General features: G+C 44.8%; 16 protein-coding genes. 8 read left to right on the forward strand and 8 right to left on the reverse strand.

The features are described 5' to 3' along the window. Nucleotides 1-82: 82 nt before the first annotated feature. Nucleotides 83-3,382, reverse strand: coding sequence for an esterase/lipase family protein (locus tag GN157_RS13000; protein ID WP_157483921.1), 3,300 nt, complete (start codon nucleotides 3,380-3,382; stop codon nucleotides 83-85). Between the two features lie 21 nt (nucleotides 3,383-3,403). Further along, a complete protein-coding gene (locus GN157_RS13005; protein WP_157483922.1) occupies nucleotides 3,404-4,039 on the reverse strand; it encodes a DUF6252 family protein in 636 nt (211 codons plus the stop codon). A gap of 410 nt (nucleotides 4,040-4,449) precedes the next feature. Between GN157_RS13005 and GN157_RS13010 the strand changes: the two genes are divergently transcribed. From GN157_RS13010 to GN157_RS13045, 8 genes are all read left to right on the forward strand, one after another. Continuing rightward, complete coding sequence (locus GN157_RS13010) at nucleotides 4,450-4,869, forward strand: single-stranded DNA-binding protein (RefSeq protein WP_157483924.1); 420 nt, start codon at nucleotides 4,450-4,452, stop codon at nucleotides 4,867-4,869. A gap of 28 nt (nucleotides 4,870-4,897) precedes the next feature. Continuing rightward, entirely contained in the window at nucleotides 4,898-5,941 is a 1,044-nt protein-coding gene (locus GN157_RS13015; RefSeq protein WP_157483926.1) for a DUF932 domain-containing protein, read from the forward strand. Between the two features lie 47 nt (nucleotides 5,942-5,988). Then, the gene (locus GN157_RS13020) at nucleotides 5,989-6,177 is read left to right on the forward strand and encodes a hypothetical protein (RefSeq protein WP_157483928.1); all 189 of its coding nucleotides are present in this window, start codon (nucleotides 5,989-5,991) and stop codon (nucleotides 6,175-6,177) included. Between the two features lie 5 nt (nucleotides 6,178-6,182). After that, nucleotides 6,183-6,830: a prtrc system protein e gene (locus GN157_RS13025; RefSeq protein ID WP_231749136.1), complete on the forward strand. Its 648-nt coding sequence runs from the start codon at nucleotides 6,183-6,185 to the stop codon at nucleotides 6,828-6,830. Further along, complete coding sequence (locus tag GN157_RS13030; protein ID WP_157483929.1) at nucleotides 6,775-6,993, forward strand: PRTRC system protein C; 219 nt, start codon at nucleotides 6,775-6,777, stop codon at nucleotides 6,991-6,993. Before GN157_RS13025 ends, GN157_RS13030 begins: the two co-directional genes overlap by 56 nt. A gap of 209 nt (nucleotides 6,994-7,202) precedes the next feature. After that, nucleotides 7,203-8,198, forward strand: a complete 996-nt coding sequence (locus GN157_RS13035; RefSeq protein ID WP_157483932.1) for a hypothetical protein — start codon at nucleotides 7,203-7,205, stop codon at nucleotides 8,196-8,198. 10 nt (nucleotides 8,199-8,208) lie between these two features. Continuing rightward, entirely contained in the window at nucleotides 8,209-8,868 is a 660-nt protein-coding gene (locus GN157_RS13040) for a PRTRC system protein B (RefSeq protein ID WP_317163543.1), read from the forward strand. Then, entirely contained in the window at nucleotides 8,868-9,647 is a 780-nt protein-coding gene (locus GN157_RS13045) for a PRTRC system ThiF family protein (RefSeq protein ID WP_157483936.1), read from the forward strand. Before GN157_RS13040 ends, GN157_RS13045 begins: the two co-directional genes overlap by 1 nt. Before the next feature lie 248 nt (nucleotides 9,648-9,895). On the opposite strand, the gene GN157_RS13050 is transcribed toward GN157_RS13045, so the two are convergent. The 6 genes from GN157_RS13050 to GN157_RS13075 all read right to left on the reverse strand — a co-directional run bounded on the left by GN157_RS13050 (nucleotide 9,896) and on the right by GN157_RS13075 (nucleotide 15,388). Further along, on the reverse strand, nucleotides 9,896-10,390 hold the full coding sequence (locus tag GN157_RS13050; protein WP_157483937.1) for a hypothetical protein: 495 nt from the start codon (nucleotides 10,388-10,390) through the stop codon (nucleotides 9,896-9,898). Between the two features lie 296 nt (nucleotides 10,391-10,686). Further along, nucleotides 10,687-11,499: a helix-turn-helix domain-containing protein gene (locus tag GN157_RS13055; protein ID WP_197429454.1), complete on the reverse strand. Its 813-nt coding sequence runs from the start codon at nucleotides 11,497-11,499 to the stop codon at nucleotides 10,687-10,689. Then, on the reverse strand, nucleotides 11,468-12,193 hold the full coding sequence (locus tag GN157_RS13060; RefSeq protein WP_157483941.1) for an SDR family oxidoreductase: 726 nt from the start codon (nucleotides 12,191-12,193) through the stop codon (nucleotides 11,468-11,470). Before GN157_RS13060 ends, GN157_RS13055 begins: the two co-directional genes overlap by 32 nt. Nucleotides 12,194-12,484: 291 nt before the next feature. Then, complete coding sequence (locus GN157_RS13065; protein ID WP_157483942.1) at nucleotides 12,485-13,303, reverse strand: SDR family NAD(P)-dependent oxidoreductase; 819 nt, start codon at nucleotides 13,301-13,303, stop codon at nucleotides 12,485-12,487. 165 nt (nucleotides 13,304-13,468) lie between these two features. Beyond that, nucleotides 13,469-14,362: a helix-turn-helix domain-containing protein gene (locus GN157_RS13070; protein ID WP_157483943.1), complete on the reverse strand. Its 894-nt coding sequence runs from the start codon at nucleotides 14,360-14,362 to the stop codon at nucleotides 13,469-13,471. A gap of 27 nt (nucleotides 14,363-14,389) precedes the next feature. Next, entirely contained in the window at nucleotides 14,390-15,388 is a 999-nt protein-coding gene (locus tag GN157_RS13075; RefSeq protein ID WP_157483945.1) for a bestrophin family protein, read from the reverse strand. Nucleotides 15,389-15,409: the final 21 nt, after the last annotated feature.

Raw genomic sequence — 15,409 nt, forward strand, 5'->3', positions numbered from 1 at the left:
AATGTTTAAAAAAACCAGTCAGTATTCCTGACTGGTTAGTAATTTTTAGGGAATCTTATATTTCCCATACGGTAGCTTTTTTTTAATTGATTACAATCGTATGAGATTCTATCTGCCCCTGATATTCTATTACCATAACGTAACTCCCTTGCGGCAGAGAAGCTACATTAACCTGGGCAGGTATACCTATGGTGGTAGTTTGAAGTACAAGTACAGCAGCATTATTATAAAAAGAAACATTCAGGTTAAGTGCAGGATGAGTATAAGGCCCTGTTGATACCGAACCTCCATTTTCTGGGTCAGTATACGGGTTTCCGCCTACGGGGATTAGGGTTGTTGAAGGAGGAAAACTCCACGTGTGATTGTTTCTTATACCTATATTGAGTTCGGTTACAGCTGGTACAGGTGAGATATAAAAATTATCTGTCGCTATACCGTTTGAGGAGCCACAGTTATCTGTACAAGCGGTAATATCATGAGTAAACTCCTGCCAATGAGACCATCCGCCACAATCACTTTTTGTTCTTATCCTAAAAGTAAATAATTTGTTACATGTAGGATAAAGGTATACATAGCGTCCACTGTGATCGACAATATCTCTGGACCAACTTATATCAGAGGTAACCTTTTCCCATTCAATATCCGTGATCTCATTAATACCGGGAGTGTAGTTCATCTCTAAATAGACCTCACACCCGTCATTAACAAGAGTTGGGTTCATCGGAAGTACAGGCCCATTATCCGGTAATTCGGAATCACCATCGCCAGAACCCGGTCCGCCTGCGTTACCACCTCCACTGGAAGTATTTATATAGGTTATAGACTGTACAGTCGGTGCACCGACATATACGCTTTTGGTAATTATCCAATCATCAATATCGCAATCCTCACTATTAATCCTGACACCTATCTGTACCCAACCGCTTTTTGATCCATTACGTTCAACTGTGAGCACGCTTTCGTTGAGTGGGCTGGTTACCGTGACTATATCACCACCAATTACATTCCAAAGATAACTATCCGCTCCCTCAGATACGGAAAATGTACCTCCTAAATCGCAGATTCTCTCCGGTCCAGCAATTTCGTTTACACAACGAATCCTACAGTCATTGACCTCATCATTCCCGGGGATGGCATCAATTTCATTTGCAATCCAATTACCGGTCCTGGACTGAAAACTGATATGTTCTCCATTATAGGGGGCATTAACACGGTCTTCTACCAAAAAGTTATCAAATGGACTACTCAGGCTTGTCTCAGGCATCGTATTAAAACCATATACCTTTAAATAATCAACCGGAGCCGGAGCCGCATCGTTACGCTTTACGTCAAGAGCACTGACTGTAGGTATGAACCCATAGGTAGCGTAATTAAAATTAAAATCAGGAAAGATATTGGGTATATCCTCTCCATAGGCACTAATATCAAAATTTCCTCCCGGATAGGAATCAAAGGGTAAGGTATAGTTAGGGGCAGCTTTACTGCGCTCAGTAAGTGTATGCCATATACCAATGATCCAAAGAAATTTTTTCTTATATCTGATTTTACCATTATAAATATTTCTTTGAGATGCCCCTATATCAGGAAGTGCCTTAAGTTCAAAATCAAAATAAAATCGGCTGGAACCGGGTAAGATTCCTAACAGGGTCAATTCGATATCATTGGTAAGTATGCCTATAAGGGGTACCGCTAATCCCCATAAGACTCTTCTGAAAAAAGCCTTATTCCCCTCTTTATGCATATCGGCAAGTACAGCACCAGGAATAAATCCCTGATCTCCACCGCATTCATTTCCATTACTCACAGCAATATTATAGCTCTGCTGCGGATATCCCATGTTTTCCAGTTCAGCCTGCCATTGTTCATGTAGACTTGTATCAACTTCCTCAGATGGGGTGAACCAGTAATAGTTCATTTGTACTGCGGCAGGAGTATCCTGCAGGGTTAAAAGATCTTCAGGGCTTACATACTGCTGCACCGAAAGGTTACTTCCAGTATAATTATTCAGCAGACTGGCCATTGAATCAAGTAATGTGTAGATAACTGGTAAAACATCCTCTCCTAGTTGGTATAACGGTGTGTCCAGGTATTCGTTGTACATGTGTCTTACAAACATCTGACCGCTTAAAAGCGTATTACTCCCCTGGTGGGGAGCGTCATGACTAATGAAGGTTCTTACGCCATGATTCCGAGGATCATTGTCATTCTCCATTCGTGCCAATGTATAACGTGAAATTACACCTCCCATACTTTGGCCTAAAATAACAATTTCCTCATTACCAATCTTATTCTCATTTACCCAGTTAATAATGTTCTCAAGCACCACGCTATTATCTCTTAGGTCTGCAGTCCCTCTTTCCCAGTCCACATAAATCACATCGTATTCTTGTGTCCCATTACTATAGAGCAGGCTACGCAGTTTATTGGAATAAAAGATATCACTATAAAAATCAGAAAGAGACCTGTCCCCTCCTTCAGTTTCCGGTTGACTGATATGTCCGGTATCAAAACCTTCTACTACTATAAAAGGCCTACGCAGCTGCCCGTTATTTCCCGGTACGTAATCTATATTAAGTGTTGCCCCTTCAATATCAGTTACTGTTGCGTCAGAAGATAAAGCTCCTTTGACAGAGAAGAAATTATAACTATATAAAACACTACGGTCAGAAAGTGTAATCCTGTACATCCATTTATAAACGCCATCATCCATATACTGAAGAGTAACCGGTTGATCATACCTAAGTTCGTGGTAACCGGTGCCATCCTGACCGTCAAACTCAATTTTATCTATTTCCGACAGACTGTTACTTAACATCAGGGTTTGGGGCAGAACTACATCAAAAGTCCGTTTATTAAAGCTACTTATAGGAGGACTGAAAGCTATTGCATTTAATGTTTCGAAAGGATCCTGCCATACTCCGTTTACATACTTATATTCGTAATAACTTTCATTGACAACACTAATCTTATTTTCCTGTAGTGCCAACGGACTAATACGAGAATATTTGTAATACAATCCGGAAAGTGTTACAGTATTATGTTGTGCTGCAGTTTTAAGACGCTCGTTGACCCAGTTCGCTGCGATCTGATCAAGTTTAGGGAAACTGGGATTATTTTGAACTGTATTTCCCATATACAACGTACTGTAAATATCACTAAATACATCGACATTAATGGCGGTACTGTCTGTTAGTGTCCCGTTATATGCCGTAACGTCGGTAAATTCAAAGGCATAATCTAACAGAACATTATTAGGAACACGGCCGAGCTCAATATGGGAAAATACAGAATTGACCTCATTCCTCCATTGTGTGTTAACATGACGCTGACCTAAGGCAAAAGCACTCCAGGCCAGACTTAAAAGTAAGGCGATTTTTTTCATAAATATAATTGGTTAATTGGTTTACTCGAGATACATAGTATCAAAACGCCCGTCAGTGATATGAACAGTCTCGCTCGTTAAAGGGTGAACTACATCAAACCAAAAGGTACCTGACAGGATATGCGGGTCATTACCGGTTCCCAGCCGCGTTATGGTGAGCTCACCGGTATATTCCAAATCGGTTTGCTGCAGATAATTTTCATTAGGAGAATAGGAAAAAAATGCCATGCCCACTACATTTCCACTATTTTCAGTTAATAGCTGATATGTCTGCCCTTGCTCTAATTCCACGTTTTCAGATAATAGGTACAAAGACCAGGGTCTATTACTATCCTTATAATCTTCATCCTCTCCGCCAATCCCAAAATGATAAATCCCGTCTATATATTGGTAGAAACAGTTAAAGGTACTACCGGGATCTATAAAGCTCTTACCATCTACACGACAGGCAAAAGTTCCAGCTCCTGTAGTAGTAGCTTCAGGCAAACTATCGTCATTGTTGTCATCTGTATCGCACGCAAACAGTAAGAATAATAAAGAAAAAAGACAGATTAATTTTGTCACAAAATATTGAGTAAGACTTTGTCCTAAAATACGGAAGTTTTGATTAGAAGGTAAGGAGATGGTACTGAATGGTAGGTGTAAAACCTGTTTCATAAAATTGAAATTTATAGTAAATTTAGTAGCTACCTGACCAAAAATAACAAAACTATAAAACAAGCACAATCAAAGGTAAGGCACTGATTAACAACACATTCAAATATATCAAAATATAAAGACCTGTAATATTTGTTAACATATCTTTAACAAAATGTTACAGGTTTTTATATACTTAAATCCAATGCGAAAACGGCCAAAAAGGGCAGCTAAGCTAGCAGGCGGCGGTTGCTCTGTGCGCATAATGGCTCCGGCTGCCGCGCGGGCCACCCTCCGGGACTTATAGCACGCCGCGCCCTTACCGCCCGCTTTGGGCTGGCTTTCTTTTTTTCCGTTTTTTCTTTTGGAAAATGTATGCGGGATTGGGGAAAGCAGATTAAACATTTTGTCAAACTTAACATCTTTTAATTATGGAAATTACAGGACGACTGACAGCGGATGCGCAGGTGCGTACGCTGTCCGACAACAGGCAGGTGGTGAACTTCTCAGTGGCGGTCAGTGACAGCTATAAGGCAAAAAGCGGGGAACGTATCACACAGACTGAATTCTTTGACTGTTCCTACTGGATAGCCACAGGCATAGCACAGTACCTCACCAAAGGAACTATTGTAGAACTCGCAGGGCGTGTGAGTGCCCGCGCGTGGGTGGATGCTGAGGGGCAGCCCAAAGCGGGGCTGAACTTCCACACCTCCAAAATTACCCTGCACGGTGGTGGGGCAGCCACAGATAAAGCGCAGCCTGTAAACCAGACCGCAGCAGGCGCAGCACCCGTGCACGAAGCCGAAGTAGTACCCAATGGTACAGCCCCTGACGATGACCTACCGTTTTAAAACTGTTTAACCTTTAAATTGTAACATCATGGCACATAATATAAATTTCAATGAAGCAACACGGCAGCACGCCTTTATGAGCGTAAAGCAGCCAGCATGGCATGGGCTTGGGCAGATAGTAGAAAACTACCCGACAAGCCGTGAAGCGATAGCTTTTGCAGGCTTGGACTATGAAGTAACCAAAGCACCGATTTTCGCAAGGGGTACAGGATTATTTGATACCTATCCCATACCCGACCAATACGCCACCATGCGCACCGACACCAAAGCCGTGTTTGGCGTGGTGGGTAAAGACTACCAAATTGTACAAAACAGTGATGCGTTTGCTTTTTTTGATGCCATTGTAGGCGGTAGCGAGGGCATACTTTACGAAACCGCAGGCGCACTCGGCAACGGGGAACGCATCTTTATTACTGCCAAGCTGCCCGGCTATATCCGTGTGGGCAATGGGGATGACGTGACCGAAAAGTACATTTTCCTAACCACCTCCCACGATGGTAGCGGGTCAATAACCGCAGCCTTTACGCCCGTGCGCATCGTCTGCCAAAACACCCTTAATGCAGCCCTGAAAACCGCAAATAACGTGGTGCGTATACGCCATACCGCAGGGGCTAAAGAACGTTTGGAGCAGGCGCACAAAGTGGTGGGCGTTGCCGATAACCTGTCGTTGCAGTTAGAGGGCATTTTTAACGAGTGGGCTAACGTGCGCATTGCCGATAAACAGGTAAAACAGTTGATACAGTTGGCACTTTGCCCCAACAAAGAAACCTACAACCTTTTAAAGAAAGGGGCTCATGAGGAACTTTCAACCATGTACAAAAACGCCTGTGATGCAGCATTTGAATACGCTATGGCAGACGATACGCAAAGCCTTGTTACCACCAAAGGCACTTTGTTTGGTGCCTACAATGCCGTTACGGGCTACTACCAAAATGTACGCAGCTTTAAAACGGATGAGGATAAACTAAAATCCATTTGTTTGGGCGGGACGGCACAGGCACGGGGGCAAAAAGCCTTTGACCTGTGCGGAGGCTTTGCCAAAGATGGGGCGGTTGCCCTGCAATGCAACTGATAGTTAACCGCAGCCCTGCTTTGCGGGGCTGCTTAAAATTTAATGTTATGAGCATATTAGCACAAACCACAGAACGCAAGGCAGTAACCACACTAAAAAAAGTACTGCCCTATTTTGAAAGGCTTGACCACGTGGCAATGACCGCAGCCGATGCCTTAGATACCACAACCGCCCTGAACCTGATAAGGCTTGTAATAGAAAGCAACCCCGAACCGAAACGTAAACCCAAAAAATAAATGCCATGCCCGTTACAAATTTTTTCGCCCATATCGCAGCGATTCCCTTTGAGGGCTGCCTGAACATTACCGTCAGAAAGGACGGGGAACAACTGACCACCTCTGTACTGCTGCAAAATGACGGCTGCGGGGATGCAGCAAAGAACCATATACCGCCACTTATTTTAAAAGGCAGCGCAAAGGAATTGTGTGAGGGCTTTTTTGATGCCATTGCCACACCCGTAGCCGAAACCTCCAAACTGCTTGTGAATATGGAACAGTTTCTTAAAGGACAGGAAGCTGCCAAGAAAAACGCAGCTATGGAAAAGAAGAAAACCGAAAAGGCAGACAAAGCCGATAAATCGGACAAGCCTACCACGCCCGAGGAAATCAAAGCAATGAAATACAAGGGCATTATGGCGGAAGTCGATAAACTCGAAGCAGCAGGTAAATACAGGGAAGCTTGGATAAAAGTTCCCAAAACTTCCGAGTTCCCCGATAAAGCCGAGGAAATCCAAAAACGCAGGTCGAGCCTGTCGGCTCAATTCAGCCCCGACCTTTTTGGGGCAGGGCAGCCTGCCTCAGCTATTACGAATGTTGAACCTAAAACCAAAAAAGATGCTACAGACCACACTACTGCCGAGGGTATTCCTCATGAAGGACAAGGGCAATGAGTTTGCCCTTGCCGACCCCGACCCGAAATGGAGCGTAGAAGCCGTGATGCATTTCTATGCGAATACCTACCCGACACTAACGACTGCCAAGGCAGTCGGACCTGAAATTATCAACGATACCGTACAGTACCGTTTTGAAACCACTATGGGGACAAAAGGATAATTGTAAAACCTAATGTTATGGACTATGCAAAAGATACTAACGGGGCAGTTACGGCTACCCCAAAACAAAAGGCAAAAACTGCTCCACAAAAACGCAACCGAGTTCCTCATGGGCTTGCAGCGCAGGAAAGACACCGCCGAGGTACTTTCCGACCGCCCGAGGTCAGCCCCTGTGGGGCTGCTGCCTATGGTTTTCTGAAAACCCGTTTTTTGCCACATTATGCAGGGCAGGCAATCGCAGGCAGCAGCGAAAAAGAGGACTTTTACCGGAGTTTTAAACTGCTGTGTGAACATTATAATGTGAACCCTGTGGACACTACAGGTTTTGCCTATCCTTATGGCAGGGAGGTTGCACTTTACGAAACGGGCAGGCTGCTCAACCAAACCTACCCGCAGCATATTGGTTTGGAACTCGTAGAGCATAATGGCAGTTTTGTAGTGGAAGCAACAGAAACCTGTTACACAGGCAACACCCTTTTTTACATCCCTGTGCTGCCCTTGCATTATATGATGCAGTACAAAAAGCACTGTAAAGGCGCACAACTCTTGCTCTGTGTGTTCAGCTACCTGTTCCATACCGTACATATTCCGTATTACACCGAGGACAGCTTTTTGTACTGGCAGTACGAGATGGTATCGGAATGGGTAACCAATGACCCCGATGATTGGGAGCAAAAAGACTATTACGACTATGTAAGCCAGTTACGGGCTGCACAGCATTACGGGGAAACCATGCTGCGCAGGATATGGAACACGGTACATTTCGACCATTTCGGGGAATGGCTCGACAGGTTTACGCCCTGTGATGATTTGGACAGACAATGCCAAAGTATCGCCCAAAAGTTTTACAGCCTGTGGCAGGACTACCCTGAAACCTCCATCTACAAACACGCCGATACAAGCTGCCTGCCTGATTTTGAAAACGATGATTATGATGATTACGAATGCATCACGATGGAAAAATACATCGGCTTTGTCGCCTGTAATGACGGGTGGCTGTATGAAAACGTACAACAGTCGGTTAACGCCAACTTTAACGAAAGTGTGTCAAAACAAGAGCCTGTCCTGAAACGTTTCTTTGACGGGCAACCGCAGGACAACGATACCCTCGATTTTGAATGCCGACTGTTCCCACTTTTAAATGAATTGTGTTACCTCTTAAACAACTACGATTATGACACCAAACGTACAACTCTACCAGCCTAAAGCAGCCCTCGTGGTCTTTACCACAAGTGGTTTTGCTGCCCCGTACATCGAATATTACGATATGGACGAAACGGGCAGCCCAGTAAATCCGCACCCGCTTACGGTCAGGGAAGCCCAAAGCCTTGCCAAAGCCCTCGATACCCGTGAGCAGGCAGGTAAGGCGTTCCTGCGCCCCGAGGGCATACTACCTGCGAGTGTGCTGCACCTTGACCCGTCCGACAATGGCAGCGTGGTATGGTACACCAAACCCCAACGCCAAAAGCTGTACTTTGCCGAAAGCCTGGGATTAAATAATGGTAGGGTTGCCCTGCCTGCACTCGTTTGGAAAGCCACTAAAAAGGAACTGCAACTTTTTGCGCTCAAAAGCAAGACCAAGCCCAAAGTGGAAACACCGCTATACCATGCCCCATTCTTTAACCTCTACCAAAAAGGCAATGTGTGTATGGGTAATGTAAACGTTGCCATTAAATCCGCTGCCACCTTAGAGGAATTCATTACGGCATGGCAGGGGTATTTTTTTGAAAGCTATTTTTCCCACCACATCAATGACCACAACCCCGTAGGTGTTAACCTGTTTAACCTCTACAAAGAACTGATGGCAGACCCTGAAAAGCCATTCCCGACCGACACCCTAAGACCTACACCGTTAAACCTTAAAAACCTATTGTAATGGAAACGAAAAAAGCCCACTTTATAGCCCCCGAACTATTGAACCCGACCAACCCGATAAGCGTTTGCCTTATTGGCGCAGGCGGTACAGGCTCGCAGGTGCTGACAGGCTTGGCACGGATGTCACACAGCCTGCAACAGTTGGGACACGCAGGCTTTCAGGTCAGCCTGTGGGATGATGATGTAATTACTGATGCCAATCGTGGCAGGCAATTATTTGCAGAGTGTGAAGTCGGCTTATCCAAAGCAACCGCCCTCATTACCCGTACCAACCGTTTTTTTGGAACGGCATGGAAAGCCATTGAAAAACCGTTTACCACTGATACTGCTACAGGCAGGAATGCGATTTATATTTCCTGCGTGGACAGTACAGCAGCACGATTCGGGATTTCCCAAGTGTTGGACGATTTGGATTTGAGTACGCACCGTACCGATACGCCCCGCTATTGGATGGACTTCGGCAACAGTAAGGACATAGGGCAGGTTATCCTTTCCTCTATAGGAAAAATCAAGCAACCGAAATCGGAGAAGTTTGATACTGTGGAAAGCATGCCGTTTGTAACCGAGGAATTTGCGGAGTTGCTTCACAGGTCGGACAATGATGATACGCCAAGCTGCTCCCTTGCAGAGGCACTTGAAAAACAGGATTTGTTTGTGAATTCTGTACTGGCGCAGATGGGCTGCTCTCTGTTGTGGCAGTTGTTCCGAAAGGGGTATACCGAGCAGCGGGGTGTGTTTGTCAATTTAGGGAATTTCAGGACCGTTCCTTTAATCTTGTAGTTTATACATTGCATAAGTATGGCTGCAGGAATGCGGCTTTTTTTTATGTATGTCGCGGATGAGTCCTTAATGAGCAAAGGAGAATTGACCTTTGAAAACCAAGACCAACGCTTCACAGGGCAACTCCATTCCTAAAGTACGTAAAACAAAAAATACCCAATGAGTGACAGCAACTCCGTCGAAGCATTCAATGCCCGTCTAACGAGGTATGTAACATCTTTGTTATAAATCACAAACCAAAAAAGCTGTCAGTTGCTGAGACGGATCACCAAGGTACCTTCAGCACTAAGCCCCCCTTCCACTCCGTAATAAATAATTTGACTCGTTGCAGATACAGTAAGAGTTTGTAGATGGTTCCCCATAAGATGTTCCATACCTGTAAATGTAAAGTACTGCCTTAGGGCAATAGCCCCAGCGATATGGTATCCTATGATCGTACGGAGTAAAGAATCCAGTTGGCGAAAAAACTCGAGCTGATACACGGAAAGTTCTACCCGCAGCGTTAGCCAGGACAGAAAATCATCAGCTACCCGTTTGGATTCTTTATGCAATGATTTTGCGTCCAGTTTATGGATACCTGCCTGTAAGCTTTTTATACCCTCTGCTGTAAATTCATATTTTTTCATCGTTCCTTTTGGTAAAGGTAGCAAGCTAATGAAAGAACGTATTGTAAAAATAGTTCCTAAAATTGCAAAAAAGAGGCTATTTGCAAGGGTGCTCGAATGGATAACAAAGTATTTCAATTCTTTTTACATTTATACAACTTGTTTCATTGTGACAGGCTTACAACAGATTCTCTGTTTCAAGGATTGATGAGTAAATTAATTGCTTTGTCCCTATCCACCAGCTTTATTGACGCTATTAATTACTTGTATACCAACAGAAATAGTGGTCAATTTAAAATTGGCGTAAGGGCGCAATCAAGTTCGGCTTATCCCTATGAAGACGATTTATTAATAATAATCTTTCTTAAAACTGCGATATAGAGATTTTGAACTATACAGAAAAGCGTTGTCAGGATATAATGACGGTCCCTACCCTACTGCACCGAGCGATAGTCCTTAGGGGACAGCCCGGTCCGGTTCTTAAAGAACTTGCTGAAATGGGAAAGGTGTTCAAATCCCAGCAGAAACGCGATCTCGCCCACCGTACGGTCACTTCCGGCAAGTAACACCTTTGCTTTCTCGGTAAGTTGCAGATGAATGTGCTCCTGCGTGGTCTTACCGGTGAACCTGCTGAGTAAATCGGAAAGGTAATTGGGTGAAAGATGAAGCTGGGAGGCAAAGTATTTTACATCGGGAATGCCCGATTCGCGTAACGCTTCTCCCGAAAGATAGGAAAGCAGCAGTCCCTCAAAGCTTTTGACCACATCATTACTTGTCTTTTCTCTGGTATAAAACTGCCTTTTGTAATAACGCATGCAATAATTGAGCAAAAGTTGCAGGTTGTCGGCAATTAATGTGGCAGTGAGGTGGTCAATGTTCTGACTGCATTCCCTCTGTATCTTGGCCAGACAATCCAGCAGGATGGCATTCTCTTCCTCAGAAACATGTAGCGCCTCATTGCTGTCGTACTGAAAAAATGTATAATCATGGATACTGCTGCCAAGCGGTGTCCCGGCCAAAAGATCCGGATGAAAAAAAAGCCCCCACCCTTCGGTTACCTTCAGCTCGGGATCGGAAAGAACCACCTGACCCGGCGCAGTAAACATCAGTGACCCTTCTTCAAAATCATAATAGGAACGACCGTATTTAAGGGTTCCCTCAAACTGCTTGCACATGATTACATACAGATCCGAACGGTAAAATACCGCATGGGCATCACGGTTGGGCGTAACCGATGCCAGATCCACAACGGTTATCAGCGGATGTCTGCGCAACATCCGATGCAGTAGCATTGGTAAGCTCCTTAGTCGGTTCGGGATAGCGCTTAAAAAACGAGGCCATAACAGGGTCATATGAGGTAACAGGATTCGTGATAATTTCCAGTCCGTTGCGGAAATTGGTATGTACACCGCCCGGCTCAATAATTTTGACCCCTATATTGAAAGGCAGTAATTCATGGGAAAGCGCTTCTGAAAATCCTTCCACAGCGAATTTGGAACTGTTGTACAAACTGCCGAATGGCAACCCCACAATACCTCCAAAAGATGATACATTGACTATTGTCCCCTTTCCGCGCTCCCTGAAGTGAGGGAGAATTTCCTGCACAACACGCATCATACCAAATACATTGACCTCAAACTGGTGCTGAATCTGCTCGGCTGTTGCCGATTCAAAAACACCCATCAGGCCGTAACCTGCATTGTTTACCACGGCATCAATACTGCCGAATGCTTCGATACCGGCAGCTATAGCAGTATGTATTGATTCCCTGTCAAGGACATCTAGACGGGTCAGCAATATGTTATCCATTGCGTTAAGTTCCTGCTCCTTTTCCGGGGTACGCATGGTTGCCACAACGTTCCACCCCTTTGACTGAAACAATAGTGTAGCTGCCTTACCAAAACCCGATGAAGCACCGGTTATTAAAACTGTTCTTTCCATTTTATAAGACTTTTAATTAGACAGGACAAAGTTCCTCCAAATAAAGAGTGGGTATTTATACATTTCACGGCAATACTTATACATATCCCGAATCAGAAAAAACTAGCATCGCACTGCCGTAAAGTGCAGCAGAAGCCCCCTTAAACGAAAAAAAGGATGTACCCGGCGGGTACATCCTTACTTGCTATCTCTTGATAAAGCGTAAAGCCTGTACTTCTACTCAATCCTGAATATATAATTATATAATGATCAGAAACCACAGGCAATCCTACCTGCAAACTGATGTTTATTTTATCCGTGTGCTGCCACTGAAACTTCGTCCCATGCTCTCCAGGTCTGCAGTTTCTCAGCATAAATGCGTTCTGTTTTCTTCAGTCCGACCTTACCCAGAAACAAACGTAACGGCGGGTTTTTACTGTCAATCAGTTTTAGTATTGCCGCAACCGTAGCTTCAGGTTTTCCGTAGTCTTCAGGCAGCAGCCCCTCGGTTTGTCCCAGTCCGGCCTTTACCGTATCGTAGGCAGCAATGGCATCACTCTGTACGGCAGAACTTCCCCCAAAATCAGTAGCGTAACCGTTAGGCTCGACTAATGTGACATAGATGCCCAGGTCTGCCACTTCCGCATGCAGGGATTCCATAATTCCTTCCATGGCAAATTTGGTCGCATTGTAGATGCCTAATATTGGTAAGGCCCATACGCCCAAGACACTGGACAACTGTATAATATGTCCGGATCCCTGCTCACGAAGAATAGGCAACGCGGCCTGTGTTACCCATAATGAGCCGAAAACATTCGCCTCAAAAACATCTTTAGCAGCCTTCTCACTTACTTCCTCTATGGCACCAAATACACCATAGCCCGCGTTATTGATGACCACATCAAGGTTGCCAAAATGATTTTTAGCCTTATTTACAGCGGCTATTACAGCGGACCTGTCCGTAATGTCGAGTTCTATAGCCAGAAACTGACTCTTGTACTTATCTGTCAGGTCTTTTAAAGAATCAGCGGTTCTTGATGTAGCAGCTACGTTGTCGCCGCGTTGCAATAAGGCTTCAACCCAAAGTTTTCCAAATCCTCGTGAAGCTCCTGTAATAAAAATTGTTTTCATTATAATAGTATTGATTATTAGTTATTAATCTAAAAGTTATAGTAGCAAATTTATGTGGTTCCCATCCGGAAGAATGGTACATATGTAGGAATAAATAGTACGTTTTGACGAATTAGCGCAACCGGTCCTTGCTCAGGAAAACTAGGGCGGGCCGGCTACACGACTTTAAGCACGCCTCCCTTTTGGTGTCCTGAACATTTCAGGCGGATATCCTTCCATTTTGGTGAACAAAAGGGCAAACTTTTTGGTTTCCTTAAAACCCAAAGTATATGCAATTTCTTCGATGGATATAGGACTATCGCTCAAAAGTTCCTTGGCTTTTGCAATAAGGGCGATCAGTACAAGGTCCTCAACAGTATTGCCGGTCTTAAACTGCAACACATCGTTGAGATAATATGGCGAAAGCTGCTGCTGCTTTGCGAAATGGGCAGCGGCCGGAATGCCTTCGCGCTTCAGTAACCCTGATTTTATATAGGTCTCCAGATGGCTCTTAAAGCGTTCTGATACACTGTCGGTAATGGCCATCTGGTCCCTGAACTGTCTTTTATAAAACCGCTTTACATACATTAGCATCGCTTCATAATGGCTTAGAATGATGTCCCTGCTGTATTCGTCGGTATTGTTATAGTATTCCCGCTCCATTTTCGTCTTGAGGCTGGTGATCAACTGTGCCTCGCAGGGAGCAAAAAAAAGGGATTCACTGGGGAAGTACTGAAAGAAATGGTAGGTGTTAATGCTCTGCGCCAGTCTTTGTCCCCGGAAGAAATCCTTATGTGCCACAATGACGAACCCGTTACTGCCGACCGTGATTTCCCGTGCTGAGATGTCAGTGCCCGGATGTATAAAACGCATGGCACCGTTATCATGAGTGCCCTCCGGCAGAACAGCAGATGGCATCCCCTCGTTCCTGAGATCAAACCGAATTAGGTAGCAGTCGGTGCTGAAGCGTTCCTTGGGAAGCTGATCTGAAAATTGACTGACAATACTGAACATCGGATTTTCAGGAGGCGCCCAGCCCAGATGCCGGTGCAACTCGCTTACCGTTTTCAAATGTTTCATGCTTATAAAGATGAATTAGCTGTATACTTACATCAGGAAGCCGTTTACCGGCTGTGGTGGTTCCGGGACCCCTGAGTCATCAATCAGCTCCCGCAGGTCAATTTCAATACCTTTTGAAATTGAGGTGATAGGCACATCATTATAGGTGCCCTCAAAAGGATTTTCTGAGTAGTCCCCAATCATTTCCATAAGAAGGAACACCCATGAGATAAGGGCCGAAAAGGGAATGGTCAGCCAAACCGCCCCAAAGGATTCCTGACTGAAAATACTCAGCAGCCCAAAGGGAATTAATGCTGTGAAAAGCAGTGTGATCCAAATTGCAACCGAGGCATACTGACGGGGAAAAGGGAAGTTTTTGATACGTTCACTTCTGCCCTGCTCATCCATCAGAGCCAGTAGCAGGCGATGAAGCTCCATATGCCTGAAGTCCTCAAAATAGCCTTCATCCCTGAGTTCCTGCAATCGTTGGGCCTGTTTCCTGAGGATCTGTACCGCTGCGTTGGATGTTTTTTGAAAAGCTATCCATTCGTTATCCCCTAAAAACGGCAGAATATCCTGCTCAAGTCCCGATAGGGCGTGTTCCGCTATTCGGGGCATATCATGGTCTTTCATCCGGTTCTCGGTATGTTCCCATTCGCGGTCGGTCCTGAGTTGGTAACGCAGGGCGGTTAACCAGGCTATATACCTGTAAACCAACTCCTTTTTTATCGCCCCACTGTGTTCTCCCTGCACAAAACTGACCACTGAGGTTCCGAATCCACGGGAATTGTTGACTATACCACCCCATATCTTTCTCGCTTCCCAGGCTCTGTCATAACTGGCACTGTTTTTAAACCCGAGATAAAAAGCAACAGCTATACCCAAAACGGTAATGGGCTGCCAATTCAGCGAAATGTCAAAATCGAAAGCCCGAAATAGACTACGATAGACCAGTGTTATCAGTGTGGCATAAAGAATACTGTATAAAAAGGGTTTCTTACTCCATCGGAAAAGTTTCCAGAAACCATAGTGTCTGCGGGTATACATGATTTTTAAGTTTACGGCTTC

Source organism: Flavobacterium rakeshii (assembly GCF_009741375.1).
GTDB classification, from domain to species: Bacteria; Bacteroidota; Bacteroidia; order Flavobacteriales; family Flavobacteriaceae; genus Flavobacterium; species Flavobacterium rakeshii.